This window comes from Mesorhizobium sp. M1A.F.Ca.IN.020.04.1.1 (assembly GCF_003997315.1).
In the GTDB taxonomy this organism is placed as follows: domain Bacteria; phylum Pseudomonadota; class Alphaproteobacteria; order Rhizobiales; family Rhizobiaceae; genus Mesorhizobium.
The window spans coordinates 1-24649 of sequence record NZ_RZSN01000065.1; the positions used below are offsets into that span (position 1 = coordinate 1).

Consider the following 24649-nt stretch of genomic DNA (forward strand, 5'->3'; position numbering starts at 1 on the left):
GAATGTCGCAGCATGGCGGGCTCTACTTCCTGATCGCGATGGCATCCTCGATTGGATCGACGGAGACGGTCGCGCGGCTGCTATACCAGGTGTCACCGAGGTTAAGTTGTACGCAAAACCCAAGACGCCGATCGTGAGGAAGGGAGATTACCGAGACTCTATCGGATATGTCATGGCCGCTTCCCCCAGCCGTGCTGGAACCGAGGCGATACTTCAGCGTGCCGTTGACTTGATCCATTGGTCGATCACGCCTTTTCCGACCCCTGCTGGCGAATAGAATCTGCAGCCCGTTGCCCAGAGCGCGCAGCTAGCGCCAGCTGACAGATGATCTCGGATGGAGGTATCCGACGCCAAGCGCCTGAAGGCCTTGGAAGACGAGAACGCCAAGCTAAAGAAGCTGCTCGACCGACCAGATGCTCGAAGCCTCGGCATTGCGCGAGCTTCTGTCGAAAAAATGTTAGGGCCCGCCGCCAAGCGCGAAGCCGTAGCGCATCTGCAGGCCGTCATGGGCCTATCGGAGCGTCGGGCCTGTTCCTTCGTCGGCGCCGATCGCAAGATGATCCGCTACCAGTCTCGCCGACCGCCAGAGACAGAGCTGCGTGGTCGGCTGCGACCTCGCGAACGAGCGCCGACGCTTCGGTTACCGGCGGCTGTTCATCCTGCTCAGACGCGAGGGCGAAGCATCTGGGGTCAACCGTATCTACCGTCTCTATCGCGAGGAAGGCTTGACGGTGCGCAAGCGCCGGGCAAGACGGCGAGCCGTCGGCACGTGGGTGCCTGGTCGAGGCAAAGCCGAATGCGCTGGTCGCTGGACTTCGTGCATGATCAGTTCGCCTGTGGCCGGCGCTTCCGCGTGCTCAACATCGTCGATGACGTGACTCGCGAATGCCTGGCCGCGATCCCGGACACCTCGATTTCCGGCCGTCGGGTTGCCTGTGAACTGACGGAACTGATCGCGCACCGCGGCAAGCCGGGCATGATCGTTTCCGACCACGGCACAGAGTTCACTTCGAACGCCATCCTCGCCTGGTCGAAGGATCCACGGGATCGAATGGCACTACATCGCGCCAGGCAGGCCGATGCAGACGGATGTTGTAGAATAGCCCCTTCTTCTCATTCGGCGGCTTTTTTCACAGCCTTCCGCCTTTCGGGCCTCGTTCGCCATCGGGAAGTCTCTGCTGCATAGGCAGCTTCTGCCTTTTCGACTCGGGATCGTTCTTCGGCCAGCTTGGCCGGGATGTTGTAGTCGAACGCGGAGCCGCGCCTGGCATGGCTGGTCGGGAGGCCGGCGCGCATTCGACCGATCTGAACTTGCGGGCGAGCAAGGCAGGCCGGGCCCAGATATAGTCGGCATTTTTGCTCAGCATGTGCCAGATGATCATTGCAAGCTTGCGCGCGGGTGGCGACGGCACGCGATGTGCTTCCCATGCGGACACGGCGGGATCAGGTGGACGTGGAGGATTGACTGGATCAGGTTCTTCAGCCGCGAACGCTGGCGAACCAACTGTGTGCGCCTGGTGACCAGTCTTCGAAGCGCAAGGGTCGCCGGATCCGGAACCCAGATTTCCGGTAGAAAGCACGAGGCGTAGAGCTTCGCAAGGACAGTGGCGTCGATCGTGTCAGTCTTCACCTCGCGTGCGCGATCATATGCACCTGCTTGGGATGGCGATTACGATCCGATCCACGTAGGGTGAACAGCACTTCAGCGACCGCCGCCGCATCGCCGGTCGCCTCGATCACTACATGATCATCGTGGGTGAGTCCCCCTCTGGCGAACTCCTCGAGCTTGTTGCGTAGCATTTGAACGCGGCCGAGCTTGACGATTTTGCCATCAAGCAAGACACAACCTCGGCGGCTACGCGATGTATGTCCATGCCGATACTACGCATGGTTCCCTCCATCGCTGGTCAAGCCCGGATCCGCCAAGCTTAACGAAACCTGACGACCGAACAAACGATGGCACCGAGAATAACATGCCGGATAGTGGTTATGTCGAATCTTTCAACGGCCGCATGCGCGACGAGCTCTTGAACGAGAGTCTGTTCTTCGGCCTCGACCACGCCCGCAGCGCCAATGCCGAATGGCGGGAGGACTTCAACACCGCGAGGCCTCATTCCTCGCTCGCCTACCAGACCCCGGCAGCCTATGCCAAGATCATCACCGCAACCGGCTCCGACGCTGTGCTGATGGAAGGCTCTGCGCCTCCGCCGGTTGCTCAAACCGCGCCACACGGCGTAACGGAAACGGCCAAGGCTCTAATCGCCACAGGATCAATATCAGTGGCAGGAATGGGCGAAGCTATCTAGCAGGCCGTTGAAAAAGCCGCTCGCCGTCGATTGGCTCCGAAGGGATTCGGAGGATGGCGCATGCGGGGCAACGACGATCGGACCGGCTCCCTTTTCAGCTATGTGGATCTGGAGGTGCGGGTTCGCCAGAACCATCCGTTGCGCACGATCCGCCATATGGTGAACGAGGCGCTTTTGGCGCTGGCGGACGATTTTGCGGCGCTTTACTCGCCGATCGGGCGACCGTCGATCCCGCCGGAGAAGTTGTTGCGGGCGATGCCTCTGCAGGCGTTCTATTCGATCCGTTCGGAACGGCTTCTGATGGAGCGGCTGGAATACGATCTCCTGTTCCGCTGGTTTGTCGGCATCGGCGTCGATATGCGGCGTGGGATCACTCAGTGCTTTCGAAGAACCGGGACCGGCTGCTGGAAGGCGACATCGCGGCGAAGTTCTTAGGCGCGGTGCTGGCGCAGCCCAGAGTGAAAAAGCTTCTCTCGAGCGATCACTTCTCGGTCGACGGCACTCTCATTGAGGCCTGGGCATCGATGAAGAGTGTCAAGCCGAGGGATGGGCCGGGCGAGCCGCCGGAAAATGGCGGCGGCCGCAATGCGGAAGCCGATTTCCATGGCCAGAAGCGGACGAACGAGACGCATGCCTCGACCACCGATCCCGATGCCAGGCTCTAGAAGAAGGGGAAAGGAAAGGAGGCGAAGCTGTGCTTCATGGGACACGGGTTGATGGAAAACCGCCACGGCCTTTTGGTCGACGCCTGCCTGACATTGGCCAACGGCCATGCCGAGCGGGTGGCGGCACTGCACATGATCGAGCCGCATGCGGACCGGCCGCGGGCCATCACGCTCGGCGCCGACAAGGCTTATGATGCGGAAGACTTCGTCAACGAACTGCGCTCGATGAAGGTGACGCCGCATGTGGCGCAGAACACGAGCGGCCGTCGTTCGGCAATTGACGGGCGCACCACGCGCCATGGCGGCTTTGTCGTCAGCCAGCGGATCAGAAAGCGGATCGAAGAGGCGTTCGGCTGGATCAAGACGGTCGCCGGACAGGACAAATCCCGGTTCCGTGGCCGCGACCGCGTCGGCTGGGCCTTTACCTTCGCGGCCGCCGCCTACAATCTGGTGCGGCTGCCGAAGTTGTTTGTTGTGCCGATATGACCACGCCCGCAGGCTGCCAACTGATCGGCCGCTGGCGCATCGTCGAGGCCGATCTGTGGGATCGCGATTATCTCGACCTCGATGAACCCGCCACGATCACCATCGGCGCTGGCAACCACGGCGAGATCGCCTTGGGCGCCATGCAGGCATCCCTCGAACTCGGCTACGGCCCGTCGATGGTCTTCTTCGCATGGGTCGGATTCGACGAAATGGACGAGGTCACAGGCGACGGCCATGCTGAACTGCTCGGCGACGGCTCCATCGAGATCACCTTCGTTTATCACAACGGCGACGAGGCAATCCTCAAGGCCAAACGAGACACTTCTTCAACGGCCTGCTAGAAGAGAGTCCTGAACCTGCCGAACCAAAGTTCGCAAGGTCGTGAACCAGATCGAGACGTCTCGCTCCTGCTCCCGTCATGTGGCGGCCCAAGCGCCACCGCGAAGAGAAACAACCGTCCCGTGGACGTCCGAAAAAGTGCAGGAGCACCTTGAGGACAACGAACCAATCAGAATGGATTCAGATGTCTTTCTGACTGGATAACTCGTCGACCAGGACCCGCATGTTTTCCGAATAGTCCACCGGCGTGCTGATAAGATGGATACCGCCCGCCGCAAATGCCGCTTCGAGCGTCGGCGCAAGGTCGTTGGGGCCTTCGATTCGTCTGCCTTCGATGCCGTAGGCCTCGGCGTAAGCGACAAAATCGGGATTGCCGAAGGTCATGCCGAAATCGCTGTAGCTATTTGCGGCCTGTTTCCAACGGATCATCCCATAAGCGTCGTCCTGTAGGATGAGCACGACGAGATGATGTCCGAGGCGGATCGCCGTCTCCAGTTCCTGCGAGTTCATCATGAAGCCGCCGTCGCCGCATATAGCTAGAACGCGACGTTCCGGACAGAGCATCGCGGCCACGATCGCTGAAGGCAGCCCTGCGCCCATGGTGGCGAGCGCATTATCGAGGAGAAGCGTGTTAGCTACCCGGGTGCGGTAGTTGCGAGCGAACCAAATCTTGTACATTCCGTTGTCGAGGCAGACGATTCCGTCTTCAGGCATAACCTGACGCACGTCGTGCACGATTCGCTGTGGCGTTAGGGGATAGCGGCTTTCCTTCGCCCGGTCGGCGATCCTGGTCAGGATCCCATCACGCAGCCCGAGCAGCGCACCGGCGTTGGGCAGCCTGCCCTCGAGGCGGTCGGCAAGCGATCTCAGGCTCGGCCCGATATCGCCCACCACCTCGGTATGTGCGAAGAATACCTCGTCGACCGTCGCCGGCAGATAACCCACATGGAGCACAGCTGGCCCTTCCGGCTTCATCAGAAAAGGCGGTTTTTCAACGGTGTCATGGCCGATCGAGATCACGAGATCGGCGCGATCGATTGCCCGGTGCACGTAATCCCGCTCCGATAAAGCGGCCGTGCCCATGTACAGTCGGGCCCCCCCCGATACTGCGCCTTTACCCATTTGCGTGTTGAAGAACGGAATCTGCAGGCGCCTCACAAAGTCCGACAGCTCCGCAGCAAGGCGCGGTCTGTTTGCGGCTGCACCTAGCATCATCAGCGGCCGCTCGGCCTTAAGGATGTGCTCTGCCGCACGGTCCAACGCCTCCTTGGCCGCAACGGGCGGGTTGATAGGATGGGGCGCCACCATCGGCGGAACCACGGGCAGTTTCTCGGCTGCAACATCTTCCGGGAGTTCGAGATGGACCGGCCCTGGCCGCTCCTGTTGCGCTACCCGAAACGCTTCGCTCACAATGGTCGGAATTGTCGCTGGGTCGACAATCTGACGCGCCATCTTGGTCAGCGGCGTCATGGTCGAGACCATGTCCACAATCTGGAACCGCGCCTGGGTCCGGCCCCGTATGCACTTCTGTCCGGTGATCATGATCATGGGCATCGCGCCGAGCAGGGCGTAGGCTGCGCCCGTCGTGAGGTTCAGCGCGCCGGGACCGAGCGTAGCCAGACAGACTCCGGGCTTTCCAGTAAGCCGCCCATGCGTAGCCGCCATGAACGATGCCGCCTGTTCGTGACGCGTCACCACCAGTTTGATCGAGGAATGCCGTAGTGCTTCAACAAGGTCGAGATTCTCTTCCCCGGGAACCCCGAAGATTTGCCGAACGTTCTCGTTCTCAAGTGCAGATACAAGCAACTCGGCGCCGTTCATTGGTGTCCTCCTCGGCTGACGTTTTTTACGGCCACTCTGAACTGACCTTCCAATCGGTTTGGAAATTGCGAGTTGCGCCCCGCTCTGAACTGCTGTGTCAGCGGGGAGCGAACCGGGTCAAAGCAACAGGGAGACGGCACAACCAAACTTAACGCACTCTTCAGTTTGAGTTCCCTCTTGACTTGAACATTCAGTACCCTTCGCCCAGCATAGGAGAAGGGACGTCCGTCGAGGATGAAGGGCGCCTCCTCTTGTCCTTTCACGGTCACCCTCTCATTGGTTTGCAGTTTAATTGGTGTCGAGCGTCGTTCCGGGCTTTTGCAATCGGCCGGAACAACGCTTTCACGAAGCCGGTAGCTGTCACTGCGGATGGGATCACTATGGAACAATTGAGCAAGCGATGAAGGATCGACGTTGCCACCACAGGACCGCCAAACGCACTGCCCCATCCGGTGATCAGGATCGACTCCCGCTCATTCCGGTCAGGCGCTATGCGCACGCCGATCGGCAACCCGCGCGTCCACCGGTCCAGATCCGCTTCGAATGGCGCCCAGCTCTCGAACCGGCGGCCGGCTATCGCATTGTGCTTGACCGAGCCGACCCGCGTTGCCCCTCCCCTTCGTACGCCCGGTAGGGCGCACAATCCGCAGCGCAGCGGCCAAATGGTGTGCAGCCGCATGTTGAACCTTACCTCCAGTATCGTTGCATCGTGATGTTCGACCAGCGCCCTTCGTATAGTCGGCCAGCAGTTCCGTTAGGACCCGCCGAAGCGAAGGGAGGCTACTTGCATCCTCTCGAACGAGTCCGCCTGGGGTCCCGAAGCGAGGGGCGGATGTACGGCCGACGCGAGCAACCCGGCGTTATCACGCCGTCGCACCCGCACAGGCTCACCGCCGATCCACTTCCCGGTGATACGTTGTCGATCCGCATCTAATGCCCCTGGAACTGTCTGAAACCTTGTCGTCGCGCTCTTCTGCGGTCTCAACTCTCGATGCCAACCCTGCACCCGAGGCTCCACACACCGAGCACCTATGACGGTCCCATGTTGGTCTGATTCACTGGCGCACCACTTCGGCATTGGCGCCATGGCGGAAGAAACGCCCCCGCTGCAAATTGTCCGGCCGACGCTTCTTGTCGCAAGTTCACAGAAGTCCGCCCCCCGCTGCAAGAAAAAGACCGGGCCTCCCGCCCGCCTGCCGGCTCGGGATGCCCGGTTTTCACGGCGGAGACCGCATATCGGCCGAGCGGTGATCATGGGTGATTGTTTCCTCGGTCCGTGCCGCAACGCGTTTGCGAATAGCCCCGCATGTCTTGTGCCAAAGGAGAAATGATCTATCACGCTGTGTGTCTCATGTCCGACACAGTCGACAGTCCGACAACGTGTCCGACCGCAAACGCCTGATCAATGTCCTGCGCGAGCCCGAGGGATGCAGGAGCTGACACGCCTCCTTTGCTCCTTAAAGCCGCTCTCGAACACGAGACCACTTGCTCGACTCAGGAGAGGAGTGGAAGAGTGCTGCTGCAGGAGCACCAGCCGCGAGGGGCGGAGCATCGCAGGGCTGTTCTAAAAACCTTAAGCAGACGTGTAGAGAGACATCGGCCACTCCCCCATTCCCGCCACGGCATCAAAACCACCATTGTCCCCAGACAACACAATGAGGTCGCATTATTCGCGCCCACCTCGCTAGGGCGCATCGGATAGGGACAGCGTCTAACAATCGCCAGCCCATCGACTGGTCCAGCCGTGACATCGTGCACAACCTTGAGCGTGAGGACGATTGAATCCGAAGGTGACAAGGTCGATGGCTCGCCTTCACGAGCATCTTTCGCCGCCACGGGTACGTGTGTCAGGCCTTTCGTTGCTAAGGTGCCCAATAGCATTAGCACCCAGAGGAGACTCAGTTCGTTAGAATGTTGGGGCGTGTTGATCCAGATCAGGACTTTCTCGCCGTCGAAAGCATTATGATCCTCGGCATCATGGGGACGGGGGCGTCTTTGCGGGGGCGCCTTCACTTTTGAGGTTTTTTCATGAATACTGATATTGAGGCCCGCAGATCCGATGCGATTTCGCGCGGGGTGGGCGTGACTACACAGGTTTATGCCGACAAGGCGCTTAATGCCGAAATCTGGGATGTGGAGGGACGGCGTTATATCGACTTCGCCGCAGGCATGGCAGTAGTCAACACCGGCCATCGTCATCCAAAGGTCGTTGCAGCGGTGAAAGACCAGCTCGACCGCTTCACACATACTTGCCATCAGGTCGTGCCTTATGAGAACTACGTCCGGCTCGCCGAACGGTTGAATGACGCCGTGCCTGGCGACTTCAAAAAGAAAACGCTCTTCGTCACGACCGGCGCTGAAGCCGTCGAGAACGCCGTCAAGATCGCCCGCGCCGCCACAAACCGCAGCGCGATCATCGCCTTCACCGGCGCCTTCCACGGCCGCACCTTCATGGGCATGACATTGACGGGCAAGGTCCAGCCCTACAAGGCCGGTTTCGGCGCGATGGTGCCGGACGTCTTCCACGTCCCGTTCCCCATCGAGTTCCATGGCACCACGATCGACGAATCGCTCTCCGTGCTCGACAAGCTTTTCAAGGCTGATATTGATCCTGGCCGCGTCGCTGCGTTTATCGTAGAACCAGTGCAAGGCGAAGGCGGCTTTTATGAAGTGCCGTCTGCCTTCATGGATCAGCTGCGCGCAATCGCTGACAAACACGGCATCCTGTTGATCGCAGACGAAGTACAGACCGGCTTTGCCCGCACCGGTAAGCTCTTCGCCATGGAGCACTTCGGTGTCTTTCCGGACATCACCACTATGGCCAAGGGTCTCGGCGGCGGCTTCCCTATAGCAGCTGTCACCGGTCGGGCGGAGATTATGGATGCACCGGGACCGGGCGGCCTAGGTGGCACTTATGGTGGCAGCCCGATCGGCATCGCCGCCGGAAATGCTGTCCTCGACGTGATCGAAGAAGAGGATTTGTGCCACCGCGCCGAACTACTCGGCGTACGCCTGAAAAGGCGGCTGCAATCGCTGAAGGATGTCGTTCCGCAGATCGCCGACATCCGTGGCCTGGGTCTCATGAATGCGATCGAGTTCACGGTGCCCGGCTCAAGAAAACCTAGTGCAGAATTCACGAACAGTGTCCGCGAGAAGGCGCTCGACAGGGGCCTCATCCTCCTGATCTGTGGCGTTTACGGAAACGTCATCCGCTTCCTCGCCCCGATTACTATCGAAGACACAGTATTTGCCGAAGCACTCGACATCCTTGAAGAAACATTACGCGCCTGCGCTCAGGAGGCCTGACGGGGCGCGAAAGCACCTGATACCGGTGCTTCCAGGCTTAGGCAGCCCTCAATGCTGCCGACAAGGCATCATGGCGGGCGAGTGATACGCAGCGGCGTTAGCGGAAAACATTTGAACGTCGCGAAGCATCAACCGGGGATCTTATTGGGGCGCCGGGGACATGAATCGACATGGGATTGCTCGCGCCATAGATGCCGCCCGTCGGGTGCAAAAGGTTTGTGCCAAGAAAATAGGAAGGGAGCGCTCGCCTGTGCCAAGACATTATCGAACAAAGGACGCGATGTTCAAACGCTTCACCACGACGATCACGACCAATGCGTCGGCATCTTGTCGACTTCACCCGCAGCCTATAACTTCGCCGGGAGCGGGTCTGTTCAACCTGGACGACGTGTCGAATTATCTCTCGCCGGCAATTCGCAGACTACTTACGGAGCTGTTCGCCGACCTGCGCCGGAACAGCGTATCAGCGATGTGACGAGGCAGTTCACTGCGATCGCAGATCGAGAATATGTTGCCCGCCGGCCCATGGCGGGAATCGGAGCATTGGGAGCCACGGCTGGCGGCCGTCGGCAGCGGGCGCCAGTTCAAGAAGGCTCCGCGACCTGGCCGCATGGCCGGTTTTGCAAAGCTCGGGAATACTGAAACGGTGGATCAGCCGTAAGGGGGCTTCGTGCTCCTAACCACTTATTGTGAGCGGCGTGCGCGGATCTCTTGTAAGCGCGAATTTCCCCGCACCTTTTGCTGTTGAGTGCTCTGATGCATGACCGCCTCTTCAATGAAGCCGAACAGGCCGCGGTCGCGTCCCCTATGGCGCGGTTGATGACTTTACAATCGGGGAATACAGTGGGTCGCTGTCGGCAGCCTCGTCAGGTCCACCAGAGAACAAGATCCGGCCGAGCAAACCCGAAAAAGCTATTCAGCACCAAACGCTTTCCACTTCCTGATTGACCGGTAACCCCGTGAACGAAACCGCCATCGATTAGGGCGATATCGCCGGTTTTGAGCTGGAACTCGCGATAAGGAACCGCCTCAAGATAGGTTGCCGAATAAGGATAGCCAGTGGTCTCCACACCTTGCGCTATCCGGTCCGCAACTGTCGGCTTATGGCTCCAGAGGCGCAGATTGCCACCACCCTCGGCTATGCTGGGATAGAAATTGAGCGCTGCGACAGTGTTGTGCGCCACCGAAGAAATCTCGTAATCGTTGCCGGCACATAGGACTTGAGCGACGTCGTCGTGGGGGTCCAAGGAAAATGTGCCGCTGCCTGACCAACTGAGAGCGCGACAGACATTGGCCTGACCGTGTTCTGAACGGGCCAGCCTCAATTCAATGCCCTTGTTGTGAAGCTCTCGCTTTAACGCGCCGAATATTGCTCGGACCGGGTCAACCAAATTCTCAAAAAGGGCCTCGACGTGCGGTCGCGCCTTTTCGGCGTCTGCGAAATAGCTGGCTGAATCCTTCCTGTAGTGTGATGCGCCGACATATTGTCCGGGCACACCATCGTTACGCTCCTTGAGACCGGCACTACCAACAAAGTTCGTGGTGATCTTCTCGGCTACTTCGGTGCTGAAAGCTTGCTTGATGTGCAGAGCGGTGAGCTCACCTTTCAGGACCGAGATGATCTCCGCAGTGTTGATCGAGCCGATCCGTTCTCTGATTGAAACAGGGGAGATGGCTGGCAATTGAGATGTCTGGCTAGGCATTGTCTTGCTCCTGCAGTGCGTGATCAAGGATGGTGATGCCAAGATCAAGTTCGGCATCGGAGATGGTTATCGGCGGGAGAACTTTGATAACGTCGCGATTTGGCCCTGAGGATTCGATAAGAAGGCCTTTTTCGAACGCGACATCGTGCACGCGGCCGACAACTGCCGGTGAACGGCATTTCAGGCCGGCCATCAGACCGCGGCCGCGCTTCTGTTCGATGTATCTTGGAAATTTCGCAACGAGGCGATCGAGGTGCGTTTGCAGCCTGACGGCTGTCCGCTCGACACCTGCGGTAAATTTCCTATCCGACCACATCTTGCACATGGCTCCTGCCGTCACGAAGGCGAAATTGTTGCCTCTGAAGGTCCCGCTATGTTCTCCGGGCTTCCATATGTCCAAGTCGGGTCGAATCAGGACGATGGACAATGGACTACCTGAACCGCTTAGGGACTTGGAAAGACACACAATATCCGGTTCGATTTTCGCAGACTCGAATGAGAAGAAATCGCCAGTTCGGCCCGCACCCGCCTGGATGTCGTCGACGATAAAAACAATGCCGTGCGTACGGCAAATGCACTGAATTTCCGTGAGCCAAGCTGCGGATGCGGCGTTCATGCCGCCTTCTGCCTGGATGGTCTCCAGAATGATTGCGGCAGGCTTTTCTATTCCGCTCCCCGGGTCGCTCAAAACGCAGTCGATGTAACTGGCGGAATCGAAAGCTTGGCTCGGATAGCCGTCATAGGGAACACGGATCACATCGTGGCGAGCAACGCCTCCCAGTTCCCTGGTTGAGGCGGAGCCCGACACCGCTAGAGAGCCGAGCGACATGCCGTGGAACGCATTCGTAAAGGCCATGACGCTCGAGCGGCCGGTGTATTTTCGCGCCAGCGCCAGAGCCGCTTCGTTGGCGTTCGTGCCGGTCGGCCCAGGAAACTGAATCTTGTACGAAAGGCCTCTGGCTTTCAGGATCCAATCCACGAACCCTTCAATGAAGTCACGCTTTGCCGCCGTATGCATATCAAGCGACAGAAGAATGTTCTCACCGACGAGATATTCAATCGCCGGCGCCATGATATCCGGATTGTTGTGCCCGTAGTTGAGTGCGCCGGAACCCACCAGGAAATCGATAAAGGGCTTACCCGTCTCGTCCCAGATCGTCGCCCCAAGGGCCTTCGTAAAGACGGTAGGGAACGCCCGGCAATAACGACGAACGTTGGACTCATGGGCCGTGAAAGGGTCGGTATTCATATTGGGTCCTCTGCACATAGGTCGGTCAAAGAAGAGAGCTGTTTAATGGCTAGTGGTTTGCGGTAGATGTTCGTCATCTAACATTGAAGCAGAATGCCGGAGGAAGCTTTGGTTGGTCTGGTGATGCCGGGATCCTCATCGAGTATTGTTGGGTTGCGTTGCCCTCCATTCGGATGCCTTCGCAGAATGTGCTGCAACAAGATGGCTTCTAAAGCTTCCGCGAAAGCACCGATACTACGAGATCGGGTAGTTGACGTACCCACCCATCGCCTACCCACAGCGACTCCGGACAATGAATGAGTCCAAGGACGATTAGCAGGGTCGCGTCGCCAGAGGTTGTGTAGCTCGGCGGCAGCGAAGCCGCTCGCGAGCGCGCCCCCCCAATAGCGCCGTAGCGAGCGAGCGGCTTCGCGGCGGTCATCAATATTCGCCGTTCAACCTCGGGCTGCGGACACCAACCTGATTCAAGAAACTATTTGATGACCGATGACACAGCGAAAGCCGCGCTCTCTTGGAGAAGACTGCGGATTCCGATCTCTTGCGCGAGATGATTGGCCCGAGCCGCCGGATCAAGAGGGCGGGGCCGTGGGCGCCCTTGACGGAAGGCCCGTTCGTAGGCCAGGCGGAAGCAACCGGGAGACGCGCTGGCGAAGGGCCGCATCGGTTTAGAGAACGTCCACTACCGCGACGGCAACCATCCCCGGCCGCAGCTGGGGCTGCTGCCTTCAGGCGAGTCGAAAAGGAGATCGTCCGGGAGGGTGAAGGCGTTGACGAGGTGGCCGTGAGTAAGCAATCGAGCGCTGATCGGGATCGACGAACGCTGTTTCCGTCCGACCGAGGTTGACCTGTGATCGGCGTTACCTCAAGGCAGGCAGGCCGATAAGCTCGGTTGGAAGGCGAAGACCACTTTCGATGAGCTCGTCTCCGAAATGCTCGAGGCCCACTGCCGCGCCTACGGGATCATGCTGGCGTAACGTGAAAACACGATGGCGTCGCGGGCAGGTGCATTTGTCGTGGGGCCATCCGCATTGCTAGGCTCGCCGTCTCGGCCGGCATCCACTCAGGTCCGGTCGTTTGGGTCGGCGAATTCACACATCCTGCAAAGCAGAAAACCATCCGCTCCATTCATGCGGTCGACGATTTCGCGAAAAACGGGCTTTTCAAACAGAGCGGAGTAACCCTCATATAAAAGGTTGCCCAATACGTGACGCCGTTCAAAATCCATGGAGCATAGGGTAACGTCGCCGTTTGGAAGAAGAACATTCCGATACTGTCGTTCGTCCACGCAGGTTAGGGCTCCGACCACTGGCTGGCGTGGTGCAACGATCTTAGGGTCCACGCTTCCACCCCTACTGCTCATGGGCCGCGCTTTTATCAGTGCTTTGGTAGGAATAATGTCGGCTATATCTGGGTGGGGCTCGCCCAAAGCCACGAACCGGATCAAGGGGATATCCGCGTCGACGAGTTGACGAACCAGATCGCGATACTTGTCTCCGACAAGGCGGCTGTTCATGTAGGTGCCATCATCGAAAACATGAACCACGAATACGCCTAAGCGCAAAGCTTGCAATCGTTGCAGGTCCTGCCCGTTCATTCCCACCAGCGTCGTAAAAATCCTGATGCCATGGCCTTTGGCGAAGGCGTGCTCCACCATTTCGGTGCAGTCCGGATTGAGCCAAGGTTCGGAGTATCCCGCAAAACCAATGCCGACGGAAGTCGGTACGCGGGCCAGACACCGCTTGAAATCTTCAAGACCCAGATGACTCGTATGAGACACTTTTCTTTGCCGGACCGCGAACTTGTCCTGGGGACAATATGAACATCCTACGACACATCCCGTGGTCGTCGTTATCTCCAAAACCCTGCCGGCTGTGTTTGCTGAGCGAAGTTCCGGCAAAATCACTGGTGACAACTCCCATCTACTTACGTCGAAGCGCCACGATGGTGTGCCTTTGGCTTTCTGGCACCGCCTGCTGATCTACTGAGGCAACGCGGCCATCTACCCTTTTGGCAGCCTAGCCGCCCGGTTCGCCGATTTGCCGGGCCGACTCTTCACAAACTTCGAGCGCGTCGGACCAGAGACAGCATTGCATCTTTCGAGGCATCACTCGCTCCGGAGATGTAGCCTCAACCGTTGATCGCTGGCCCGTCGCCGAGATGCGGGCACAGCACCCTCGAACCCGCCGGAAAGAAGCCTTTCTGGATCAAGTCGATCATCCCTTGCATCGACCGAGTTGCATGTTCTCATGCGGGTCAGCCCTCACCCTATATTGCCGCACCTCGACCAGCAAAGGCCGTGCCAGTGCGCCTGGCGCGCAGTTACTGCGTGATAGGCCTCGAAAAGCCCGACAGGCCCAAGACGCTCCGCTGTTTTGAACCCGACATGTTTTCTGACGGCTGTCAGATTTTGGACACACATCACTCATGCGTCAGTCGGTTAAGACGGAATGGCGTGCTGAGTTCTGCAAATTCGCTGAGAGTGGGCGGTCATGACAGGGTGGTGCTCAACGTCACCGATTCCCTGGAAGGAACGCCGCCATGATCAAGACAGAAAGTAAGACCGCCAGCGCTGCCGTCAAAGACATTCTGCTTTGGAACCCGGATAGATTGAACGAGGTGATCCGCGCGGTGGCCGAGATGGACGAGGCGCTGGGTGCTTCGAAGAGCGAGCGCACGCCGGAGCGTCTCGGCTATCACGCGCGCTACTACGGGCGGAGAACTAGCTGCGCACCTACGGCGGTTCGATAATCCCAAGTTTCAAAGCTTTTACAACAGCTACCGTTCTGCTGGTCGCATCCAACTTCCGCATTACATTTTTTAAATGGAAATCTATCGTATTTCGTGATCTGCCTAAAATAGTTCCTATTTCCCATGACGATTTTCCTTTCGACACCCAATAAATGCACTCTATTTCTCTCGGAGAGAGGTTATGAATTTGCTCCGGTTCAGTCGGAGTGCCGAGCTTCGCAACCCTCAGATGAAACTGTAGCGCGGCCATTTGCAGGTAGGTGATCGTTCTATTTAGCAATTCGCAGTCTGAGGATTGGGCAAAACTCATAAACCTAAAGCTGTCAGCAGGGCCATGTAATGGGATGGTAACGCCTGACCTCAAGCCGAATGTTGCTGCTTCGTCCAAGACGCGGCGTCCATCTTCAGTTATGCTTTCATCGGTATACACCTCGCTCCATCGAAAGGCCCCTGCCTCCTTTCGACCTTTCTTGATGAGTGGGTCTATTTTGGCATAGCCCATTCTCGAGTAGCGCTCCTGCCATTCGGCAGGATAATTCCACATCACCACAGAATCCTGTCGGTTCGGCTTGAAAACCCTCTGTTTTGATGCGAGCGGGCCATAGGCAATCCACGGGCAATCGAACTTCCGCGCAAACGCGGACAACAGTTCGAACAACTGTTCGGATTGAGCGATACCGTCAGTCATGTCGAGGAACAGACCTAACTCGAGCTCAATCCGCGGGAGTTCCACGATCTCTCCTTCAGTTGCGTCCTCAGGTGCACAGCTCCAACCCAGCATCGCAACATGCGTAGTACGGGAATCGACAGCCGGAGTTTCTTCCGCCACCTAAAGACGTAGGATCAAGAGTCGTGCCACCTTGCGAGCGGAGCTTTCTTCAGGTTGTAAACCGACTGGAGCGAGGTACCCAGGAGGCGAACCGAACAGCACTGTGTCGGGGAGCGCACAAATCCGACAGTCGAGCATTCGATTGACGGAATATGGGCAGGAAAGTATTCGCGGCGCGTTTTTGAAATCAGCACCTAAGCCCCGGGCACGTGAAGCTGCGTTGCAACTGTACTCATTTGATCGAGACAACGTGATGCACCAGGTGATGATCGCCAAACACGCTTAAAGCGTAAAGAAGAACCATTTACATCGATAGCATCGGCCCTTCTTTTCCAATCTTCCCCCGAGTTGGGGAAGCCATAGCAATCGTATTCGACTGGATCGCGGCTGACTTTGTCCAGGCTCGGCAACCTGCTGAATTTGTCCTTCGGCTGTTCCCGCTCAGTTGGCACGACTTTTGAACCTCACATCGTGAGGCGCCAGGAGCTGCCCGCCAAAATTGATGCTGTTGTGGGGGAGGTCGAAAATTCCAGTTTTGTCATTTAACTTCTTTGGGACCGAGCGTGTTGATGCGCCCGCTTGGAAACTATGAAACGTTTCCCCGTCCATCAGCGCGGCGCCAATTCCCGCGATGTTTTCACCTTCACTGTCCGCCACTGGTGCAGGCAGCCGGTGCGGCTCGCGATCATCATGGCCGCGATGCTCGCCTCCACGCTCGCTGACGTGCTGATGCCGGTCTTTTCGGGTCGTCTCATCGATGCTGTTGCAGGTGGCGCTGCTGTGGCAGCACCAGCCTGGCATTCGGCCCTTTCAGCCTTCTCTGTACCGATTGCACTTGCGCTCGCTGCCATTGCCATGCGCCACATCGCCTTCATTGGCCTGAACGACCTTTTGCTGAAGATGATGTCCGATGTCGCGAACGAAGCGTTCTATCATGTCCAGCGCTTTTCGACAGACTGGCATGCGAACAGCTTCGCCGGCTCGACAGTGCGCAAGATAACGCGCGGCATGGGGGCGCTCGACCCCCTAAACAGCACAGTATTGGTCGCGCTGTTCCCGTCCTTTATCATCTTGGTAGGTTCGACGGCGCTGCTCGGCTGGCACTGGCTGGTCATGGGCGTGATCTTTGCTTGCGGCTCGCTCATCTACCTTGCCTTTACGATTTCGCTGTCGCTCGGCTATATCGCGCCAGCGGCGAGCCTTGCTAACAGTTGGGACACAAGGCTCGGAGGCGCGCTTGCGGATGCGGTCAGTTGCAACGCTGTGGTCAAAGCCTTCGGTGCAGAGATCCGCGAAGACGAGCGCCTAGCAAATATCATGACCAAATGGCGGCACCGCACGCGCCGGAGTTGGGTGCGGGTAACGATCATCGGCTCAACCCAAGGCGTCACTTTGGTTGCGCTCAGGGTAGCGGCGATCGGATATGCCTTGCTTCTGTGGTCGCATGGACAGGCAACGCCGGGCGAGATTGCCTATGTTCTCACCTCCTTCGTCGTCTTACAGGGCTATCTGCGTGATGCCGGCATGCATGTCCGCAACGTGCAGCGCTCGGTTAATGACATGGAAGAACTGGTGGCCATCCACAATCAGCAGCTGGATGTTGCCGATCGTCCAGAGGCCAAGCCGATCCGGATCACGAAGGGCCGTATCGATTTCGAGAACGTCCACTTCCGCTACGCCAACCATCCCCTGCCGCTCTATAGCGAATGTTCGCTGTCGATTGAAGCTGGCGAAAGGGTTGGGTTGGTTGGATCCTCCGGTTCCGGCAAGACAACATTCGTGAAGCTGATCCAGAGACTCTACGACCTGAGCGGCGGCCGGATCCTGATAGACGGTCAGGACGTCTCCGAGGTGACCCAAGAGTCCCTTCGTTCGCAGATCGCGATCGTGCAGCAGGAGCCGATCCTGTTTCACAGGTCGCTTGCCGAGAACATCGCCTATGGCCGGCCTGGCGCGAGCCAGGCCGAGATCGAGCAAGCGGCACGGCTGGCAAGTGCCCACGAATTCATCGCGCCCCTGCCGAAGGGCTATGGGACATTGGTCGGCGAAAGGGGTTTGAAGCTCTCCGGCGGCGAGCGCCAGCGCGTGGCGATCGCGCGCGCCTTCCTCGCGAACGCGCCGATCCTTATTCTGGACGAGGCCACATCGAGCCTCGATTCGGAATCCGAGGTGCTCATTCAACAAGCGGTGGATCGGTTGATGGTGGGCCGAACCACACTCGTCATCGCACACCGGCTGTCGACAGTCCGCTCGCTCGATCGGCTGCTCGTATTCGATCGTGGCCGCATCATGGAGGACGGCGATCATGCCGCGCTGATCGATCTCGATGGTGGCATTTACCGCCGCCTGTTCGAACGGCAGGCGTTGGAGCTAGCGAAGGGCCTGGCCTGATCGCTAAACCGGCTTGCGCGATGCGCCGAGCCGTTGCCGGAGAGGGGTGTGGCAGTGACGAGCGCCGGGCGTTACGGCCGGCAAAACCAGCACGGCCGGAACTATCCGCCAAGCGGGCGAGCGGGAATGCACCACGTCTATGCGCGCAGTTACACGCGGGCACCGAATTGTCGCGCCTCACGGCGAACGCACCAAAAGGGCGGGAAACTCGACGGTCATTTGGATCCGGAAGTGTGCGACCCTCGCCGTTGCCAATTTCGCCAAACGAAGCGAAGTCAACGCACAGGCCGGCTGGGAGCCCTGTCGCTGGCCCAACCTACCGCACGCCGGCCATGTCAACGGTTCAAAGTCCCTTCGGTTCGCAAAGTCGTCCCCTCGGAGACCCGGAAGCGCAGGAGCTCCGACCGCAGTCTTCGCTCAACTCTCGCCATCTGCTCCGGGGGATTGGATTCCGTTCCCTTGCTAGCACAGTGGCAGCTGAGCACGAACTCGCGGCCTCGTGTCTTTCGATTACGGCCAACGGGCTTAGGAAGAAATTGGTTTCGCCGGCCCTCTGCAGAGCGAATGAACAGTTCTACAGATCATCGACGTCCGCGAAAAAGAGCACGCGGCCGAAGTAGCAGGCCTGAAGCAGCAGCGAACAGGCCAGCGTCGTGACGACTGCCAGACGGAGCGAATCCAAAGCGACGTAAACAATCAAAGCATTGCTGCACAGGACCAGCCCCAGGAGCCGACAAAAGGATGTGAAGTGCAACGCCGTTCTCCTGGTTTTTCGGCCTGATCATGCTGCGAGCTCGTCGGCCGCAACATGCGTCTGGCAGTTCTTGGGGCAGACGCGGCCGCAGGCTCCGCAGCCGATGCAGCGGCCGGCATTGTCGACAACCATGATCATGCGATTGAGCTCGCCGTCGAAATCGTCGTCCTCGTCATCGCAGGGGCCGAGGATTTCACCCGCGTCATCGACGCCGTGAAGATGCATCACATCGCGCGAGCAGACCTTGAAACAACGGCCGCAGCCGATGCAGGTCTTGCTATCGATGAAGGTCAGGTACGACGGCATCCAAATGGAGCCGTCACGGGTGGTGAATGTGCGCATCATCCTAAATTCTTCATTGAAGCGAGTTCTCTCTTGGCAACATCCAACTCGGCATAAACGGCGTGGGTTTTCTCGGCGACTTCCTGTATGTCGGCCCACTTGCCCGGCAGACCCTCGACAAGGTCCTGCAATGCCATCTTGGCAATAGCTGCACGCAACTGGAGCTTTCGGACTTTCTTCCTCATCTTATCTAGGTCTGACATAGATCCTTCCTGGAACAATGGTTTTCTTGATGCGCGCCATCTCGGGCTAGGCTTCAATGGCTGCAGTCGCATCGTCGACCAGTTTCGTACCGGCCTCAGCCAGTTTGCGGAAAGTCTCGAAGCCGAACCGGTGGACATCTCGATAGAACGACCAACCGCCGGAAGCCCCCAGGGGTTTCATTCCAATTATTGGCGAAGTCGACACGCCGGAGCGCTCCTCAATCGCAAGCGCCACGGCGGTGTAAAACATGTCGAGCCTCCACAGCGCGTCAGGATCGGGATCGCCGCCAACGGGTATCGCACGTTGCCGTTGCTTGGTGATGATGAACTCGCCCAGCAGCTCGGCATCCGACTGGCCTTCCCATAAGCCGAAGGAATCCTGAGTACGGATGAGCCGCAGGAGGCATTTGACGAACGGGGAAGCAAGGGCTTCTTCGTCATTGTTGACAGCAGGGCCAACCGGTTCATGAGGAATTTCGTTGTTCGTCATTTCAGTCTTCGTCTTCGAGGGACGATTTCCTTTTCCTGCGATGCCCACTCCGGGTCCGCTTGCGTGGCCGACGAATGGCTTGGGCGGGCCAACCCCAAGAGTGCCCCGTGGCCGACCTCGACATGTCCACGAGTGCGAGACCTACGGCGCGAATTCGCGGCGCACATCGTCTGCGCCGCGATCCGACCGGTGGTCAACGCAATTGAAATCCAACCTGCCGCAAGCCGCCCGCCCTGCTGCATCGACATACTTGCTGCGAAGAGAGCCTCGATGGGCGGATTGGCCAGTGTTCAATTCCAATTGTCAGTCCCTTCGCGATTCTTGCTCAGGAAGCGACTGCGTTTTGAGTTTCGGGTGCCTTGTTTTGCGGAGCCACACAAAGATCCGCGTGACAGGCAGGCTCACCCGTGTAGTTGGCCAGTGCTTGGAGCAATGGGGTAAGATAGTACTGTTTGGTGTGGTCCGGAATTGGCCCCAGACGGTCCACCGATTTCAGTGCCACCTCGATCAACTCGATTGCGCGATCTTTGTTGCCGCTCTCGTAATAATACTGAGCTACCGGGAGGTACCGGCGGTATTTAAACGGGCCATCGCCTTGTGGGGGATTTAATGTCAGTATCTGTTCCGAGAGCTCGTTGCCCATCGCAAAGCGCTCCGCGCGCGGAAGATGGGAATTGTCCATCGTGGGATCGAAGAGTTGGTTGAGGGCCAAGGCCATCCACGACACCGCCTCGGACGTTTTGTCGATCGCGTCCTCGACCAATTCTCGCATGACCGGCATGCCGGTCTTGATGTCGCGCAGCTTGTGAAGCAGAAGATCCGCATGAATCTGCCGGAACTCACAAGAGTCTGGCATCAAGGCGAGGCCTTCTTCGATGGCCAAGAGCGCCGCCGTCCAATCCTCGGCCTGCATCGCCGGCGTAAGTTTGGCGTATATCGGCCGGGTAAGCGACATTTCGCGCGCTGCAAGTTGGTTATGCGCGATGCGCTTTGCATCGGCGGCTTTCGCTTCATAGCTGCTGCGCCAGCTGCCGTTAAGGACTTTCGGCAAAACGTCATCGAGTTCCGCCGGGTGGCCAATAAAAGCGATGTGGCCGTCGCGGTCGACCACGAACGAGGTGGGAATCCCAATCGAAGAGCTGGGATCCAGCCAGAGCTTGTTCATTTCGCCAATGTAATCGAACCCGATACGATAATTCAGATTCGGGAACTTCTCGGTCAGCCAGGCATCCACGTTGGTCCGCGCCTCGTCTGCGGTTGGACCCTGTTCGCAGGCGGCAACTCCGACCGCCTCAAATCCGCTGTCTTCATATTTCTCCTGCAGTTCAATCAGATGGGGCATGGCGTCGACACATGGTCCGCACCAAGTCGCCCAAAATTCAACGAGGTAGACCTTGCCGGGCCGAAAGTTCGTGAGGGGCTCGCCACGCAGCCAGTTCTCCACTTTGATCGGAGGAGCCGGGGATCCCATACGCAGTTCCATGTTCGTATCCAAAGTTATCACACACCTTTCGTGTCTTTTGTCGCGAGTTGGTTTCTCTGTAGAATCGGAAGACGGATCTCGAGGCAATCGCTCCTCTGGCTTGCTTCAGCGAAGCTCTCACCGTGTTGCCGCACATCAAGCTGCAACGGACGTGCCAATTCCCTCAGCTCCGGTAAGCGGCGGGAAATGCTTTGAAAATTCTCCACGAGCCCAAATACGGCCGATTGTCGTGAACCCGACATGTCTTCTGCCGCTGTCGGGTTTCGCCCTATCACTCTTGAGAGCTTGGACGGCTCGCCTGTGATTAGACTGGCCTCGGTCCTCGAGCAGTGGCAGTTTGGCGCCAGTTCGAAAGCGCGAACTCCACGGCTTGGTCCTCGTGCCGCCACCGCCGCGTGTGGATTCTTGCCCCGGAGTCATAATTCGCCTCCCGGTGCCAACGGCGGCATTGCGCTCGATCCGCGTGGCGTTGAGCCCCGACAGCACGTAATGCTGCACCAATTAGCGGATGCCCGTCGCTGCCTCCACTTCTCCAGCCAAGCGTCGAACGACGCTACCTGCCCACGTTCGAGCGCGACCGCGGAATCGCAGTCTGCCGAACGTCAGCCGTTGCGAAAGGTGTAGCCGTACCCGTTGATCGCCGGCGCGCCGCCTAGATGTGCGTAGAGGACCCTCGATCCATCTGGAAAGAAGCCCCTCTGGACGAGGTCGATCATCCCTTGCATCGATTTGCCCTCGTAAACGGGATCGGTAATCATGCCCTCGAGCCGCGCGCACAGACGGATTGCCTCTTTGGTTTCCTCCGATGGAACGCCATAACCCGGGTACGCGTAGTCCTTGAACAACACCACGTCTTCCTCGACAATTTCCGCTCCGAGGTGGACGAGCTTCGCTGTATTTCGGGCGATGCCAAGCACCTGCGCCTTGGTCTTGGCGGGCATGGCGGAGGCATCGATACCGATCACGTTGCGCTGTCGACCATCCTTGGCGAACCCGACGAGCATGCCGCCGTGGGTTGAACCAGTCACCGTACAGACGACGATATAGTCGAAGGCAAACCCAAGCTGCTCTTCCTGGGCACGCACCTCCTCAGCGAACCCCACATAGCCCAGGCCGCCGTATTTGTGGACAGAGGCGCCGGCAGGTATCGCATATGGCCTGCCGCCCCTTGCCTTGACCTCATAAAGTGCCTTTTCCCAGCTGCGGCGGATGCCGATGTCAAAGCCCTCGTCAACCAGGCGCACCTCTGCCCCCATGATGCGGCTCAAGAGGATATTGCCGACCCGGTCGTAGACGGCATCATCATGTGGGACCCAGCTCTCCTGGACCAGGAGGCATTTCATGCCGACCTTGGCGGCGACCGCAGCGACCATGCGCGTATGGTTGGACTGCACGCCGCCGATCGTGACGAGCGTATCGGCATCTGACGCGATCGCGTCGGGCACAATGTATTCGAGCTTGCGCAGCTTGTTTCCGCCGAACGCGAGACCGGAGTTGCAGTCCTCGCGTTTGGCGTAGATTTCCACCTTGTCGCCCAGATGCTTGCCGAGGCGGTCGAGCCTCTCGATCGGCGTGGGTCCAAAGGTGAGCGGATAACGTTCGAATTTTTCCAGCATGCTATCTCCAGCAAAAAGTACCTGAACCGGCTACGCACCGGTCAGCCCAAGGGTGTGTGTGATCAAAGACACCCCTCTTTCGAAGCGGGTGCAGAAGTCGTTCATCGGTATTGCAGCACCGAGTTTGTCATTGCGACAAGCAGACCGCATCCGGCGTGCTGCGATGACTCTTATGTGCCTAATCGACCAACCACCCGCATCTCCCGGCCTAAGGACAAACCGAATGTGGTCGCGTCTTAGCCGAGCACAGATTCCCTATACGATCAGCTCAGTCATCAGAGGGTGACCAAAATTGGTGTGGGTCTGAGCACTGATCCTGTCATCCGCGCATCAAAGGAGCAGCACATGCTGGGCATTCGACCAAGCCGGGACACAGCTGAAAATTGCATTCCGCAGTTGATCAGAGTCAGACGACTGGTACCCGAGCTTTCCTGTAACTATCGGCATGCTGGCCCCTGTGGCGAGTTCCACGAGCGCGGCTAGAGGACTGCCAGATCAGAAAGAGCACGCTGCCGAAATAGCAGGCCTGAAGCAGCAGCGAACAGGCCAGCTTCGTGACGACTGCCACACGGAGCGAATCCAAAGCGAAGTAAACCATCGACGCATTGCTGCACAGGACCAGCCCCACGAGCCGACAAAAAGATATGAAGTGCAACGCCATTCTCCTGGTTTTTGCCAGATCATATTGCGAGCTCGTCGGCCGCAACATGCGTCTGGCAGTTCTTGGGGCAGACGCGGCCGCAGGCTCCGCAGCCGATGCAGCGGCCAGCATTGTCGACAACCATGATCATGCGATTGAGCTTGCCGTCGAAATCGTCGTCCTCGTCATCGCAGCGACCGAGGATTTCACCCGCGTCATCGACGCCGTGAAGATGCATCACATCGCGCGAGCAGACCTTGAAACAACGGCCGCAGCCGATGCAGGTCTTGCTATCGATGAAGGTCAGGTACGACGGCATCCAAATGGAGCCGTCACGGGTGGTGAATGTGCGCATCATCCTAAATTCTTCATTGAAGCGAGTTCTCTCTTGGCAACATCCAACTCGGCATAAACGGCGTGGGTTTTCTCGGCGACTTCCTGTATGTCGGCCCACTTGCCCGGCAGACCCTCGACAAGGTCCTGCAATGCCATCTTGGCAATAGCTGCACGCAACTGGAGCTTTCGGACTTTCTTCCTCATCTTATCTAGGTCTGACATAGATCCTTCCTGGAACAATGGTTTTCTTGATGCGCGCCATCTCGGGCTAGGCTTCAATGGCTGCAGTCGCATCGTCGACCAGTTTCGTACCGGCCTCAGCCAGTTTGCGGAAAGTCTCGAAGCCGAACCGGTGGACATCTCGATAGAACGACCAACCGCCGGAAGCCCCCAGGGGTTTCATTCCAATTATTGGCGAAGTCGACACGCCGGAGCGCTCCTCAATCGCAAGCGCCACGGCGGTGTAAAACATGTCGAGCCTCCACAGCGCGTCAGGATCGGGATCGCCGCCAAAGGGTATCGCACGTTGCCGTTGCTTGGTGATGATGAACTCGCCCAGCAGCTCGGCATCCGACTGGCCTTCTCATAAGCCGAAGGACTCCTGCGTATGCATGAGCCTACGGAGGCATTTGACGAACGGGGAAGCAAGGGCTTCTTCGCCATCGTTGCCAGCAGTGCCAACCGGTTCATGAGGAATTTCGTTGTTCGTCATTTCAGTCTTCGTCTTCGAGGGACGATTTCCTTTTCCTGCGATGCCCACTCCGGGTCCGCTTGCGTGGCCGACGAATGGCTTGGGCGGGCCAACCCCAAGAGTGCCCCGTGGCCGACCTCGACATGTCCACGAGTGCGAGACCTACGGCGCGAATTCGCGGCGCACATCGTCTGCGCCGCGATCCGACCGGTGGTCAACGCAATTGAAATCCAACCTGCCGCAAGCCGCCC

Annotated in this window: 18 protein-coding genes and 8 pseudogenes; 9 read left to right on the forward strand and 17 right to left on the reverse strand. The window is 58.5% G+C overall.

Annotated features, from left to right (window positions below):
- A pseudogene (locus EOA49_RS15220) lies at positions 1-277 on the forward strand (hypothetical protein); the annotation flags it as partial.
- 57 nt (positions 278-334) lie between these two features.
- A pseudogene (locus EOA49_RS15225) lies at positions 335-1085 on the forward strand (DDE-type integrase/transposase/recombinase); the annotation flags it as partial.
- Positions 1086-1182: 97 nt separating this feature from the next.
- On the opposite strand, the pseudogene EOA49_RS33490 reads toward EOA49_RS15225, so the two are convergent.
- A pseudogene (locus EOA49_RS33490) lies at positions 1183-1889 on the reverse strand (transposase); the annotation flags it as partial.
- Positions 1890-1982: 93 nt separating this feature from the next.
- On the opposite strand from EOA49_RS33490, the pseudogene EOA49_RS15235 reads away from it, so the two are divergent.
- The 3 genes and pseudogenes from EOA49_RS15235 to EOA49_RS15245 all read left to right on the forward strand — a co-directional run.
- Positions 1983-2306, forward strand: a pseudogene (locus EOA49_RS15235) (transposase); the annotation flags it as partial.
- A gap of 60 nt (positions 2307-2366) precedes the next feature.
- Positions 2367-3457 (forward strand): annotated as a pseudogene (locus EOA49_RS15240) (IS5 family transposase).
- Positions 3454-3798 carry a hypothetical protein gene (locus tag EOA49_RS15245; protein ID WP_127240462.1) on the forward strand — a complete coding sequence of 115 codons (345 nt, stop codon included), beginning with the start codon at positions 3454-3456 and terminating at the stop codon, positions 3796-3798. Before EOA49_RS15240 ends, EOA49_RS15245 begins: the two are co-directional and overlap by 4 nt.
- Positions 3799-3976: 178 nt before the next feature.
- On the opposite strand, the gene EOA49_RS15250 is transcribed toward EOA49_RS15245, so the two are convergent.
- A complete protein-coding gene (locus EOA49_RS15250) occupies positions 3977-5617 on the reverse strand; it encodes an acetolactate synthase large subunit (RefSeq protein WP_127240463.1) in 1641 nt (546 codons plus the stop codon).
- Between the two features lie 2028 nt (positions 5618-7645).
- Between EOA49_RS15250 and EOA49_RS15255 the strand changes: the two genes are divergently transcribed.
- A complete protein-coding gene (locus EOA49_RS15255; protein ID WP_127240464.1) occupies positions 7646-8923 on the forward strand; it encodes a 4-aminobutyrate--2-oxoglutarate transaminase in 1278 nt (425 codons plus the stop codon).
- An 866-nt stretch (positions 8924-9789) separates the two neighbouring features.
- Here EOA49_RS15255 and EOA49_RS15265 read toward each other — a convergent pair.
- The 4 genes and pseudogenes from EOA49_RS15265 to EOA49_RS15280 form a co-directional block, all read right to left on the reverse strand.
- Positions 9790-10626, reverse strand: a complete 837-nt coding sequence (locus EOA49_RS15265; RefSeq protein ID WP_127240465.1) for a hypothetical protein — start codon at positions 10624-10626, stop codon at positions 9790-9792.
- Positions 10619-11875: a diaminobutyrate--2-oxoglutarate transaminase gene (ectB, locus tag EOA49_RS15270; protein ID WP_127240466.1), complete on the reverse strand. Its 1257-nt coding sequence runs from the start codon at positions 11873-11875 to the stop codon at positions 10619-10621. The genes EOA49_RS15265 and ectB overlap by 8 nt, the downstream gene beginning before the upstream one ends.
- A 1060-nt stretch (positions 11876-12935) precedes the next feature.
- Positions 12936-13652 (reverse strand): SPASM domain-containing protein, encoded by a 717-nt coding sequence (locus tag EOA49_RS15275; protein WP_245460666.1) that lies wholly within the window; start codon positions 13650-13652, stop codon positions 12936-12938.
- A 350-nt stretch (positions 13653-14002) separates the two neighbouring features.
- A pseudogene (locus EOA49_RS15280) lies at positions 14003-14107 on the reverse strand (aminocyclopropane-1-carboxylate deaminase/D-cysteine desulfhydrase family protein); the annotation flags it as partial.
- Positions 14108-14413: 306 nt separating this feature from the next.
- Between EOA49_RS15280 and EOA49_RS15285 the strand changes: the two are divergent.
- Positions 14414-14590: pseudogene (locus EOA49_RS15285) on the forward strand (IS256 family transposase); the annotation flags it as partial.
- A 16-nt stretch (positions 14591-14606) separates the two neighbouring features.
- On the opposite strand, the gene EOA49_RS15290 reads toward EOA49_RS15285, so the two are convergent.
- The gene (locus tag EOA49_RS15290; protein WP_127240467.1) at positions 14607-15356 is read right to left on the reverse strand and encodes a LuxR family transcriptional regulator; all 750 of its coding nucleotides are present in this window, start codon (positions 15354-15356) and stop codon (positions 14607-14609) included.
- Between the two features lie 684 nt (positions 15357-16040).
- On the opposite strand from EOA49_RS15290, the gene EOA49_RS15295 reads away from it, so the two are divergent.
- On the forward strand, positions 16041-17843 hold the full coding sequence (locus EOA49_RS15295) for an ABC transporter ATP-binding protein (RefSeq protein WP_127243231.1): 1803 nt from the start codon (positions 16041-16043) through the stop codon (positions 17841-17843).
- A gap of 574 nt (positions 17844-18417) precedes the next feature.
- Here the strand turns inward: EOA49_RS15295 and EOA49_RS15300 are convergent.
- The 10 genes and pseudogenes from EOA49_RS15300 to EOA49_RS15345 all read right to left on the reverse strand — a co-directional run bounded on the left by EOA49_RS15300 (position 18418) and on the right by EOA49_RS15345 (position 24419).
- Positions 18418-18597, reverse strand: a complete 180-nt coding sequence (locus tag EOA49_RS15300; RefSeq protein ID WP_127240469.1) for an exopolysaccharide production repressor protein — start codon at positions 18595-18597, stop codon at positions 18418-18420.
- Between the two features lie 27 nt (positions 18598-18624).
- Positions 18625-18942 (reverse strand): ferredoxin III, nif-specific, encoded by a 318-nt coding sequence (gene fdxB, locus EOA49_RS15305; RefSeq protein WP_189523724.1) that lies wholly within the window; start codon positions 18940-18942, stop codon positions 18625-18627.
- Complete coding sequence (locus tag EOA49_RS15310; protein WP_029356497.1) at positions 18939-19142, reverse strand: CCE_0567 family metalloprotein; 204 nt, start codon at positions 19140-19142, stop codon at positions 18939-18941. Before EOA49_RS15310 ends, fdxB (EOA49_RS15305) begins: the two co-directional genes overlap by 4 nt.
- A gap of 46 nt (positions 19143-19188) precedes the next feature.
- Positions 19189-19632, reverse strand: a complete 444-nt coding sequence (locus tag EOA49_RS15315; protein ID WP_127243232.1) for a DUF269 domain-containing protein — start codon at positions 19630-19632, stop codon at positions 19189-19191.
- 325 nt (positions 19633-19957) lie between these two features.
- Complete coding sequence (locus EOA49_RS15320; RefSeq protein ID WP_127242104.1) at positions 19958-21115, reverse strand: TlpA disulfide reductase family protein; 1158 nt, start codon at positions 21113-21115, stop codon at positions 19958-19960.
- Positions 21116-21717: 602 nt separating this feature from the next.
- Positions 21718-22731, reverse strand: a complete 1014-nt coding sequence (locus tag EOA49_RS15325) for a 1-aminocyclopropane-1-carboxylate deaminase (protein WP_127242105.1) — start codon at positions 22729-22731, stop codon at positions 21718-21720.
- Between the two features lie 406 nt (positions 22732-23137).
- On the reverse strand, positions 23138-23503 hold the full coding sequence (locus tag EOA49_RS34110; protein WP_348626874.1) for an exopolysaccharide production repressor protein: 366 nt from the start codon (positions 23501-23503) through the stop codon (positions 23138-23140).
- Positions 23412-23729: a ferredoxin III, nif-specific gene (gene fdxB, locus EOA49_RS15335; protein ID WP_206520181.1), complete on the reverse strand. Its 318-nt coding sequence runs from the start codon at positions 23727-23729 to the stop codon at positions 23412-23414. Before fdxB (EOA49_RS15335) ends, EOA49_RS34110 begins: the two co-directional genes overlap by 92 nt.
- Positions 23726-23929, reverse strand: a complete 204-nt coding sequence (locus EOA49_RS15340; RefSeq protein WP_029356497.1) for a CCE_0567 family metalloprotein — start codon at positions 23927-23929, stop codon at positions 23726-23728. The genes fdxB (EOA49_RS15335) and EOA49_RS15340 overlap by 4 nt, the downstream gene beginning before the upstream one ends.
- A 46-nt stretch (positions 23930-23975) precedes the next feature.
- A pseudogene (locus EOA49_RS15345) lies at positions 23976-24419 on the reverse strand (DUF269 domain-containing protein).
- Between EOA49_RS15345 and EOA49_RS33080 the strand changes: the two are divergent.
- Positions 24315-24649 (forward strand): hypothetical protein (locus EOA49_RS33080; protein ID WP_206520183.1); only part of this gene is annotated, 335 nt, incomplete at its 3' end. The pseudogene EOA49_RS15345 and the gene EOA49_RS33080 sit on opposite strands and share 105 nt — an antisense overlap.